Genomic DNA, 9452 nt, shown 5'->3' with positions numbered 1-9452 from the left:
GGCTCGCCCGCCCCCCGCCCCGGCGGGGGCCGGCCCCCCCCCCCCCCCCGGGGGGGGGGGGGGGGGGGGGGGGTCAGAAGAGGCGCGGCGCGCCCGAGGCGGTGCCCTTCATGCCGTCGTAGTCGAGGGTGACGCAGCGGATGCCGCGGTCGGCCGCCAGGACGCGGGCCTGGGGCTTGATCTCCTGCGCCGCGAACACGCCCGCGACCGGCGCGAGGTGCGGGTCGCGGCCCAGGAGCTCGAGGTAGCGGGTGAGCTGCTCGACGCCGTCGATGTCGCCGCGGCGCTTGACCTCCACGGCGATCGTGCCGCCCGCGGCATCCCGCAGCAGCAGGTCGACCGGGCCGATCGCGGTCGGGAACTCGCGCCGGACGAGCGTCAGGCCCTCGCCGATCACGTCGACCTGCTCCGCGAGCAGGCGCTGCAGGTCCGCCTCGACGCCGTCCTTCACGAGTCCCGGGTCGACACCGAGCTCGTGCGAGGAGTCGTGGATGACCTCGTGGATCCGTACGACGAGCGCGTCGCCGGTCTTGGCGTGGGTCACGTGCCACAGCTCGACGACGCCGTCGGCCTGCGCATCGGCATCCGGCTCCGCGACCCGCAGCGAGCACGGCGGGCTCATCCAGTTCAGGGGCTTGTAGCTGCCGCCGTCGGAGTGGACGAGGAGACTGCCGTCGCCCTTGTGGACGAGGAGGCGGGTCGCGAGCGGGAGATGCGCGTTGAGGCGGCCGGTGTAGTCGACGGAGCACCGGGCGATCACGAGACGCACGGCACGAGCCTACCCGCGGTCAGTGGGCGCGGCCCTCGCCGAGGTGCGTGCCGGGGAGCGGGCGGGCGGCGGAGGACGCGAAGCCGGACGCGATCACCAGCGCGACGATGATCAGGAGCGTGTTGAGGAGCCCGATGTGCTCGCTGATCACGCCGAGCAGCGGCGGACCGGCGAGGAACGCGATGTAGCCGATCGTGGATGCCGCGGCGACGCGCGACGCGGCGTGGGCCGGGTCGTCGGCGGCAGCGGACATCCCGAGCGGGAAGCCCATCGAGGCGCCGATCCCCCACAGCAGCGCGCCCGCGAACACGAGCGGGAGGTTCGGCGCGAGCACGAACACGAGGATGCCGGCCGCGGCCGTGCCGGCCAGGACGCGCAGCGTCGCGACGCGGCCGAAGCGGTCCACCATCGGCCCGCCGAAGACGCGCGTCGTGGTCATCGCGACCGAGAACACCGCGAGTGCGGCGGCGCCCAGCGCCTCGCTGGCGCCGTGCCCGTCGACGACGCCGAGCGCGAGCCAGTCGTTCGCGCTGCCCTCCGCGAACGCCATGCCGAGCATGACGACGCCCAGGGTGTAGGTACGGGGCTCACGCCACGCCGACAGCGCGGCGCCCAGCCGCTCGCGCCACGGCCGCGCCGGGGCCTCCGGGTCCATCGTGATCTCCCGCGCGGGGACGTTCGCGAAGGCGATTCCGGCGACCGCGAGGATCACCGCGGCCACGATCGCGGTGTGGGCGAGGACGTTGAGGCCCAGCACGACGGCGAGCGCGCCGAAGCCGGCGCCGATCACGGTGCCCGCGCTGAAGAACGCGTGGAACAGGGGCAGCAGGGTCTTCCCGTACTGCTTCTCGATCGCGGCTCCCTCGACGTTCATCATGACGTCGAGGGAGCCGTTGCCGACCCCGAACAGGAGGAGGCCGCCGAGCACGACCCCGTACGAGTGCGCGGCGTTCGTGCCGACGCCCACGAGCACGACCCCCATGGAGAACACGATCATCGCGCCGAGCATGCTCCGCCGCGCGCCGAAGCGGGCGAGGAGGACCGAGCTCAGCGACAGGCCGGCGATCGACGCGATGCCGGCGAACAGCAGGAGCACGCCGATCTCGGCGTTGCCGACTCCGAGATCCGACTTGATGGCGGGGACGCGCGAGGCCCACGTCGCGATGCTGAGGCCGCTCGCCGCGAAGATCGCGAAGACGGCGATGCGCCAGCGGCCCAGCCGCGCGCGAGCAAGCATCGTCTCCATCGGTCCAGCCTAACGAATCGATTCGGCAGCGGGAACGGGGGCGAGGGCTAGCATCGAGGATCATGAGCTCGCGCCGCCCGACGATCGCGGATGTCGCCCGCCGCGCGGGCGTCGCCCCGTCGACGGCATCGGTCGTCTTCAGCGGGAAGTCCCGGGTCGCGCCGGAGACGCAGGCACGCGTCCGCGAGGCGGCCGCGGAACTCGGCTACACCGGGCCGGACCCGCTGGCGGCGTCGCTCCGCCGCGGACGCTCGGGGATCGTCGCGGTGGTGCTGCACGGCGGCATCGGCAGCGTCTTCCTCGACCCCGTCGCCACGGTCCTCATGGACGGACTCGCGGCGGCCCTCGCCCCGCTCGGCGCGGGCCTGCTCCTGCTGCGGACGGATCCGGCCGACGCACCAGGCGGGAGCGGACCGACCCTCGATTCCGTCCCGATCGACGCCGCCGTCCTGCTGGGCTCGACGCGCCACGCCGCCGTCGACGCGGTGCGCGCTCGCGGCATCCCCGTGGTCGCGATCGAGGGCGAGGCGGAGTCCGACATCCCGACGATCGCGCTCGACAACCGCGAGGCCGAGCGGGAGATCGCGCGTCACCTCGCGGAGTTCGGGCACCGGGACGTCGCGATCGTGACGCTCTCGCTCGGCACCGGGGACGCGCCGGGGTGGATCGCGGCCGGGACCGAGGCGCGGATCGCGATGCCGGTCACAGCGGAGCGTCTCGCCGGAGCGCGCGAGGTCTTCCCCGACGCGCCGGCCTATGCCGCCGGCCTGAGCCTCATCGACGAGGGCCTGCGCGCGGGACGCGCGATCTTCGCCGCGGGGCGGCCGACGGCCGTCATCGCCCAGAGCGACCTGCTGGCCGCCGGCGTCATCCGCGCGGCGGAGGAGGCCGGGCTCCGCGTCCCGCAGGACGTCAGCGTCGCGGGTTTCGACGGCGTCGCCATCGACGGGATCGCGCCCTACCGGTTGACGACCATGGTGCAGCCCGCGGCGGAGCGCGGCCGGGCCGCCGGCGACCTGATCGCCGCTCTCCTGGAGGGCCGGGACGCGCCCTCGATCCGGTTCACGAGCACGTTCCGCGAGGGGAACACGACCGGGCCCGCCCCGCCGGGCGGTGACGAAGCGGAGTCGGCCTCCGAGCCCGGCCGGTAGGATGGACCGGGAAACCCCGATCGCCTGAGCCCGCCCGCGCCCGACGACACCGAGGAGGTCCCGTGCTGGTCCTCCTCGCCGCGTTCGCCCTCCTTCCGCTCCCGCTGCCGTGGCTGTTCCGGTGGCTCGGGCCGCGCGTCTTCTCCCTCGCGGCCGCGCTTCCGGCCCTCGCCTTCGGGTACCTCGCGTGGCAGGGCCCGGCCGTCCTGGCCGGGAACATTCCGTTCGAGTCATACGACTGGATCCCGAGCCTCGGCATCTCGCTCTCGATGCGGATGGGCGACCTGAACTGGATCATGGCGCTCATCGTCACCGGTGTCGGGGCGCTCGTGATGCTCTACTGCCGCTGGTACTTCCGCGGCGCGCGCGACGGCGTCGGCCTGTTCAGCGCCATCCTCCTCGCGTTCGCGGGGGCGATGTACGGGCTGGTGCTCACCGACGACCTCGTCGTGCTGGTCATGTTCTGGGAGATCACGAGCGTCCTCTCGTACCTCCTCATCGGCTACGCGCACACGCGCGGCGCCAGCCGACGAGCGGCGCTCCAGGCGCTCCTGGTCACGAGCCTCGGCGGCCTCGTGATGCTCGTCGGCGTCGTCCTCCTCGTGGTGGTGGTGGGCACGTCGAGCATCTCCGCGATCCTCGCGGCCCCGCCGACCGGGCCCGTCGTGAACGCCGCCCTCGTGCTCCTGCTGGTCGGGGCGCTCAGCAAGTCCGCGATCTTCCCGTTCCACTTCTGGCTGCCCGGCGCCATGGCCGCACCCACGCCGGTGAGCGCGTACCTGCACGCGGCCGCGATGGTGAAGGCCGGGATCTACCTCATCGCGCTCTTCGCGCCGTTCTTCGCGGACGCGGGCGCGTGGCGCCCGATCGTCGTCGTGCTCGGCGGGTTCACGATGCTGCTCGGCGGCATCCAGGCCCTCCGCGAGACCGACCTCAAGCGCCTCCTCGCCTTCGGCACGGTCAGCCAGCTGGGCCTGTTGACCGTCGTGCTCGGGTTCGGCGTCCGCGACACGGCGTTCGCGGGCCTCGCCCTGCTGATCAGCCACGCGCTGTTCAAGTCGGCGCTGTTCCTCGTGGTGGGCGTGATCGACCGCCAGCTCGGGACGCGCGACCTCCGCGAGCTGAGCGGGCTCGGACGCCAGGCGCCCGTCCTCGCGTCGGTCGCCGTCATCTCGGTCGCGTCGATGGCGGGCGTCTTCCCCCTCGTCGGCTTCGTCGCGAAGGAGGGCGTCCTCGCGGCGCTGCTGCACGAGGCCGGGGGCGGCTCGCCGTGGGGGATCGTCGCGTTCGTGGTCGTGGTGGCCGGGTCGGTCCTGACCGTGGCGTACGGCATCCGGTTCCTCTGGGGCGCGTTCTGGACCAAGCGTGACGCGGGCGAGCGGCGTAAGCCGACCCCGTGGCCGAAGCCGGCGGCCGGCTTCCTCGCGGTGCCCGTCGTGCTGGCGTTCGCGACGATCGCGGGCGGCCTCGGGGCCTCGTGGCTCGACACCGCGCTGGCCCCGTACGCGGACGCGGCGCCCGATGCGACGCCGGGCATACCGCCGCCGGCATATCCGTACGACCTCGAGCTCTGGCACGGCCTCGGGGCGGAGCTGTGGATCTCGCTCGGCACCCTTGTCGTCGGTGCGCTCGTGTTCTGGCTCGCGCTCGGCATCCGGTGGGAGGGGCGGCGACGGATCCTGCCGTTCACCGCGGTCGACGCGTACAACGCGGTCGTCCGCGGCCTCGGCCGGCTCGCGGTCGTCACGACGAGCCTCACGCAGCGCGGCTCGCTGCCCCTGTACGTCGGCATCGTCTTCATCGTGTTCGTCGGAGCCGAGGGCACGTCGCTCGTCGCCGGCGGCGAGTGGCGCGCGCAGCTGGACGCCTGGCAGTCGCCCGTCCAGCTCCTCGTGGCGCCCGTCATGATCGTCGCAGGCTGGGTGGCCGTCCGCGCGCGCAAGCGCTACACCGGCGTCGTGCTCGTCTCGGTCACGGGGCTCGGCATGGTCGTGCTGTTCGCGACGAGCGGTGCCCCGGACCTCGCCCTCACCCAGGTGCTCGTCGAGACCGTCACGCTCATCGCGTTCGCGCTCGTGCTGCGGCGCATCCCCTCGCGCCTGGGCGAGCACAACGCTTCCGTGCAGCCGGTCGCGCGCGCCGTGCTCGCGATCGGGGTCGGGATCACGATGGGCTTCATCGCGCTCGTCGCGACGGGCGCGCGCCAGACGGATCCGGTGTCGGTCGACTTCGCGCAGCTCGCGTACGAGTTCGGGTACGGACGCAACGTCGTGAACGTCGCTCTCGTCGATCTCCGGGGGTGGGACACGATGGGCGAGCTCTCCGTCCTCGTCCTCGCCGCCACGGGCGTGGCATCCCTCGTCTTCATCACCGACCGCACCGACTCGCTGTCGCGGCAGACGCGTCCCCTTCCCCGGCAGGGATCGGCGCGCGCCCCCCTCGTCGAGACGGACACGGGCGTCACCCCCCTCTCCGCGCAGAACCGGGAGCGCCCACGCGCGTGGCTCATCGGCGGGCAGCGCGTGCGGCGCGAGGAGCGCTCGATCATCCTCGAGGTGATCGTTCGCGTGCTCTTCCACTCGATCATGCTCGTGTCGCTGTACCTCCTGTTCGCGGGCCACAACCTGCCCGGCGGCGGCTTCGCGGCGGGCCTCGTCGCGGGCATGGGCCTGGTCATGCGGTACATCGCCGGCGGTCGGTACGAGCTCGGGGCGGCGGCGCCGACGGATGCCGGGCGCCTGCTGGGCGTCGGGATGATCCTCGCGGTCGGGTGCGCCGTCGTGCCGCTCTTCTTCGGCGCCGCGCCGCTGACGAGCACGCACCTGGAGGCCGACATTCCGGTGATCGGCCACATCGAGCTCGTGAGCTCGACGATCTTCGACATCGGCGTGTACCTCGTCGTCATCGGCCTGGTCCTCGACGTGCTGCGCACCCTCGGCGCCGAAGTCGACCGGCAGGCCCAGCGCGAGCGCGAGGGGGTGCGCTCGTGACTGTCTCCCTCGTGCTCGTCATCATCATGGCCGTGCTGTTCGCGTGCGGCGTCTACGCGATGCTCGAGCGCAGCCTGACCCGCGTGCTCATCGGCTTCCTGCTCCTGGGGAACGCCGTCAACCTGCTGCTGCTCATCGTGATGGGCGCGCCCGGCAGCGCTCCGTTCTTCGAGGCGCACGGCGCGTCGGACCCGCTGCCGCAGGCGCTCACGCTGACCGCGATCGTCATCACGTTCGCGATCTCCGCGTTCCTCCTCGCGCTCATCTACCGCTCCTGGCAGCTGGGTCGCGCGGACACGGTCGAAGACGACGAGGCCGACCTCGCCGTGCGCGAGCGCGGAATCGAGCCGGAGGAGGTCCTGGAGGGGGAGATCCCGGCGGAGGACGACGACGCCACCACGGACTTCGACGATGTCACCGAGGACGCCTCGGCGGATCGACCCGAGGGGGGTGCCGGATGACGAGTCTCGTCCCCCTGCTGGTCACGCTGCCGCTCCTCGGCGCAGCGGTCGCGCTCGTCGCCGGCCGTCACCGGCGCGCGCAGATCCTCGTGTCCATCGTGACCCTCACGAGCGTGCTCGTGATCTCCGGGATCCTCCTCGCCGCGACCGGCGACGGGCCGCTCGCGGTGTCCGTCGGCGGGTGGCCGATCCCGTTCGGGATCGTCCTGTACGTTGATCGGCTCGCGGCGCTGCTCGTGCTGGTCTCGAGCGTCGTGCTGCTCGCGGTCCTCCTCTTCTCGGTCGGCCAGGGTGCGGCGGACGGCGACGAGGACACGCCGGTGTCGATCTTCCACCCGTCGTACCTGATCCTCGCGGCGGGCATCTTCGACGCGTTCATCGCGGGCGACCTGTTCAACCTCTACGTCGGCTTCGAGATCCTGCTCGTCGCGTCGTACGTCCTCATCACGCTGGGGGCCACGGAGTCGCGGATCCGCGCGGGCGTCGTCTACATCGTCGTGTCGCTCGTGTCGTCGATCCTCTTCCTCGCGGCGATCGCGATGATCTACGGCGCCGTGGGCACCGTGAACATGGCCCAGCTGGCCGAACGCGTCGCCGCGCTGCCCCAGAACGTGCAGCTCGTGCTGCACCTCATGCTGCTGCTGGCGTTCGCGATCAAGGCCGCTGTGTTCCCGCTGTCGTTCTGGCTGCCGGACTCCTACCCGACGGCGCCGGCGCCGGTCACGGCGGTGTTCGCGGGCCTGCTGACGAAAGTCGGCGTCTACGCGATCATCCGGCTGGAGACGCAGATCTTCCCGGACTCCAGCGTCAACACGCTCCTGCTCGTGGTCGGCGGGCTGACCCTCATCGTCGGCGTGCTGGGCGCGCTCGCGCAGGCGGAGCTGAAGCGCATCCTCTCGTTCACGCTCGTGAGCCACGTCGGGTACATGATCTTCGGGCTCGCGATCGCCACCCCGGCTGCGATGGGCGCCACGATCTACTACATGGTCCACCACATCGTGGTGCAGACGACGCTGTTCCTCGTCGTCGGCCTGATCGAGCGAAGAGCGGGGAGCACCTCGATCCTGCGGGTGCGCGGACTCATGCGCGCGGCGCCGGTCATCGCGGTGCTGTACCTCATCGCGGCGCTCAACCTCGGCGGCATCCCGCCGTTCTCCGGCTTCCTCGGCAAGTTCGCGCTCTTCGACGCCGCCGCACAGGTCGGCACGCCGCTCCTCATCGCGCTCATCGTGGCCGGCATCATCACGTCGCTGCTCACCCTGTACGCGCTCATGCGCGCGTGGAACCTCTCGTTCTGGCGCGAGGAGGAGAGCGACCAGGCGGAGAGCGAGACGGAGGCGCGCATCGCGTACCTCGGCGACGCGCCCGCCGCCACCGTCCAGACGCGCCGGCGCGTCATCCCGCGCGTCATGACCGCCGCGACGGCGGGCATGGTCGTGGCCACGGTCGCCCTCACGGTGTTCGCGGGGCCCATCTTCGCCCTGTGCGACGAGATCGGCGCCTCGCTGCTGCAACCGGTGCACCTCGTGCAGCTCGACGACACCGTCGGTGTGACGAACGGCGAGGGGAGCCCGGGATGACCCCGTCGAAGCGCCTCGCCCGGCTGTGGCGGCAGCTCCCGTTCTTCATCTGGCTGGTGCTGCTCTGGATGCTGCTGTGGGGCCAGTTCACGGTGCTCGCGCTCCTCACCGGGGTGGCCGCCGCGATCTTCGTGACGCGTGTGTTCCGCCTGCCGCCGGTCGAGCTATCCGGGCGGGTCAACCTGTGGCACGGCATGCTGTTCGCCGGCGAGTTCGCCGTCGCGCTCGTGCGCGGCTCGCTGACCGTGGCGTGGCAGGTGCTCGACTTCCGGCGCCAGCCTGCGGCGGCGATCATCGCGGTGCCCCTGCGGATCGACGACGACCTGATCATGACGCATACGGCGGTGACGTGCTCCCTCATCCCCGGGTCGCTCGTCCTGGACGCCGACCGGGAGCGGCGCATCCTCTACCTGCACGTGATCGGCGTGCGCTCGGAGCGCGACCTCGACGCGCAGCGGCGCAGTGTGCTGCAGTGGGAACGGCGGGTCGTGCTCGCCGTCGGATCCCGCGCGCAGGTGCGGCAGCTGGCGGAGGACGCCGGCCCGGAGAGGAGCCCGGTATGACCGTCGTGCTCGTGATCATCTACGTCGTCTTCGCCGTGGCGGCTCTCATCACGCTGTGGCGCATCATCGCCGGTCCGTCGATCCTCGATCGCGCCGTCGCCGCCGACGTGCTCCTCACCGAGGTCATGTGCGTGCTCGGGGCGGACATGGTCATCAACCACCACACGCGGACGCTGCCCGTGCTGCTGGTGCTCGCGGCGGTCGCGGTCTTCGGCTCCATCGCGATCGCGCGGTTCGTCGCGCGCAGGGAGGGACGCTAGATGAGCACCGAGAGCTGGCTCGACGGGATCGCCCTCGTCCTCGTGCTGGTGGGCGCGATCCTCTGCCTCACCGCCGCGATCGGGATCGCGCGGTTCCGCGACCTGCCGTCGCGCCTGCACGCGGCGACCAAGCCGCAGGTGCTCGGGTTCATCCTCATCTGCCTCGCCATCGCCCTCGCGCTACGGTCGGCCGAGGTGACCGCGTTCGTCATCCCGATCGTGCTCATCCAGCTCGCGACTGCGCCGCTGTCGGCGCACATGGTGTCGCGACAGGCCTACCGGAACGGGACGCTCGACCGGGACGCGCTGCTCGTCGACGAGCTCGCCGAGGCCCGCGCCCGCGACGAGGCCGCCGGCGACTGACCCGCTCCCCGCCCCGCGAGATCAGGTGATCTCGCGCAATCAGGACGAATGGGGCGGCGATCGTCCTGA

9 protein-coding genes are annotated in these 9452 nt (G+C 72.2%); 7 read left to right on the top strand and 2 right to left on the bottom strand.

Annotated features, from left to right (window positions below; translation table 11 throughout):
- Nucleotides 1–73: 73 nt before the first annotated feature.
- Complete coding sequence (gene nucS / locus ABCS02_RS12455) at nt 74–769, bottom strand: endonuclease NucS (RefSeq protein WP_345835958.1); 696 nt, start codon at nt 767–769, stop codon at nt 74–76.
- 19 nt (nt 770–788) lie between these two features.
- Entirely contained in the window at nt 789–2015 is a 1227-nt protein-coding gene (locus ABCS02_RS12450) for an MFS transporter (protein ID WP_345835957.1), read from the bottom strand.
- Between the two features lie 62 nt (nt 2016–2077).
- Between ABCS02_RS12450 and ABCS02_RS12445 the strand changes: the two genes are divergently transcribed.
- The 7 genes from ABCS02_RS12445 (at nt 2078) to mnhG (ending at nt 9383) form a co-directional block, all read left to right on the top strand.
- Nucleotides 2078–3166: a substrate-binding domain-containing protein gene (locus ABCS02_RS12445; protein WP_345835956.1), complete on the top strand. Its 1089-nt coding sequence runs from the start codon at nt 2078–2080 to the stop codon at nt 3164–3166.
- A 62-nt stretch (nt 3167–3228) separates the two neighbouring features.
- On the top strand, nt 3229–6156 hold the full coding sequence (locus tag ABCS02_RS12440; RefSeq protein ID WP_345835955.1) for a Na+/H+ antiporter subunit A: 2928 nt from the start codon (nt 3229–3231) through the stop codon (nt 6154–6156).
- A complete protein-coding gene (locus ABCS02_RS12435; protein ID WP_345835954.1) occupies nt 6153–6617 on the top strand; it encodes a Na(+)/H(+) antiporter subunit C in 465 nt (154 codons plus the stop codon). Before ABCS02_RS12440 ends, ABCS02_RS12435 begins: the two co-directional genes overlap by 4 nt.
- Complete coding sequence (locus ABCS02_RS12430) at nt 6614–8197, top strand: Na+/H+ antiporter subunit D (protein WP_345835953.1); 1584 nt, start codon at nt 6614–6616, stop codon at nt 8195–8197. Before ABCS02_RS12435 ends, ABCS02_RS12430 begins: the two co-directional genes overlap by 4 nt.
- Nucleotides 8194–8760 (top strand): Na+/H+ antiporter subunit E, encoded by a 567-nt coding sequence (locus ABCS02_RS12425; protein WP_345835952.1) that lies wholly within the window; start codon nt 8194–8196, stop codon nt 8758–8760. Before ABCS02_RS12430 ends, ABCS02_RS12425 begins: the two co-directional genes overlap by 4 nt.
- Nucleotides 8757–9020, top strand: a complete 264-nt coding sequence (locus tag ABCS02_RS12420) for a monovalent cation/H+ antiporter complex subunit F (protein WP_345835951.1) — start codon at nt 8757–8759, stop codon at nt 9018–9020. Before ABCS02_RS12425 ends, ABCS02_RS12420 begins: the two co-directional genes overlap by 4 nt.
- Nucleotides 9021–9383 (top strand): monovalent cation/H(+) antiporter subunit G, encoded by a 363-nt coding sequence (gene mnhG / locus ABCS02_RS12415; protein WP_345835950.1) that lies wholly within the window; start codon nt 9021–9023, stop codon nt 9381–9383. It begins immediately after the preceding gene.
- Nucleotides 9384–9452 lie beyond the last annotated feature (69 nt).

The organism is Microbacterium sp. X-17 (assembly GCF_039615055.1).
This window is presented reverse-complemented; position numbering and strand designations above follow the sequence as displayed.